Source organism: Veillonella dispar, from assembly GCF_937975875.1.
Lineage (GTDB): Bacteria > Bacillota > Negativicutes > Veillonellales > Veillonellaceae > Veillonella > Veillonella dispar_B.
Map to the genome: position 1 here is coordinate 1 of NZ_CALJSP010000188.1, position 1,486 is coordinate 1,486.

The window sequence follows — 1,486 nt, forward strand, 5'->3', positions numbered from 1 at the left end:
CCTCGGCGGCGGTCAGGTTCTTGCGGGTCATTCACGAGCATTAATCCAGTTTACATTACCGCGAATTGTGTTGATTTCACCATTGTGAACTAAGAAGCGGTTAGGATGCGCCCGAGCCCAGCTTGGGAATGTATTCGTACTGAAACGAGAGTGAACCATTGCCAATGCGGATGTAAAGTCAAGGTCACTCAAATCAAGGTAGAAGTCACGCAATTGACCAGGTGTCAACATACCTTTATATACAATTGTTTTAGAGGACAAGGATGCAATATAGAAATCGCTAGATAATTCCTTGCTCAATGGAACAATACGTTTTTCCGCTAATTTACGAATAATATATAATTTGCGTTCAAATTCTTTATTATTCGTTACGTCTGGGCCTTTGCCGATAAGGATTTGAATCATCCAAGGGCGAATCGCAGCTGCTTCTTTACCAACCTTTGTACCATCTACTGGTACTTCACGCCAGCCGAGAACTACTTGACCTTCTTCACGTACAACCTCTTCAAAAATGCGTTTTTGCTCGTTACGGAGGCTTTCATATTTGTGAGCAAATATCATACCCACGCCGTACTCACCAGCTGCAGGCAAGTTGATACCAAGCACTTCGCATTCGCGTTTGAAGAACTCATGCGGAATTTGTACCAAAATACCGGCACCATCCCCTGTGTCCTTATCTGCACCAGCACCACCACGGTGTTCAAGACGCTCTAAAATGCGCAAGCCATCATCGATAATATCATGGGATTTTTTCCCTTTAATATTAACGACAAAGCCCATACCGCACGCATCCTTTTCAAATTGGCTGCTGTACATACCATTAGCTTCAAGTCTAGCTTGATCTAGACGTTGTTGCTTGATTGTGCTCTGATTCATATCCATAACGTGCACTCCTTCATATCACTTGATCAATCCAAGCTCTGCGGCATCGTTCCGTTCGTTCTTGGTGAAAGTATAAACTATAAACTACCTCTAAAGAATCCATTCTGTAGTGATATTATCGGCTGTAATCGTCCATAACCTCATCTAAATTTTAAATTCTATAGAATTTTTGTCTATACATAGTATACTCCTGTCCACTGTGAATTGAAAATATAAAAAAAACATAGTCCATGACTTTAAGTCATAGACTATGCGTTTTTATCACTATTGTTTTTTGTATACAAGAATACACAAGCATCAATAGCTATATTTTTTTATCATCGATTGAGCTTTTTTTATTTTACGTGGCACGCTCTATGACCACATCTAGCGATTGAGCTTTCTTTGTTTTACGTGGCATGCTCTATGACCACATCATCATATAAATTATAATTGATGAACATTAGAAAAGCAATTATTACTTTTCACGTCCAAAGTCGTCCCCTACTTCACAGTTTACCGTTATAGGCTCTTCCTTACCATAAGGAACAAAGGTGAGTTCTGATGCATGCAAGCATTGGCGTGTATATGGCTTGTTGCGTGTACCATACATGGCATCACCAAC

General features: G+C 40.3%; 2 pseudogenes. Both read right to left on the minus strand.

The annotated features are described in order from the left end of the window. Positions 1–30: 30 nt before the first annotated feature. Positions 31–882 (minus strand): annotated as a pseudogene (locus tag Q7P05_RS09380) (glutamate synthase subunit alpha); the annotation flags it as partial. A gap of 457 nt (positions 883–1,339) precedes the next feature. Next, positions 1,340–1,486, minus strand: a pseudogene (locus Q7P05_RS09655) (RluA family pseudouridine synthase); the annotation flags it as partial.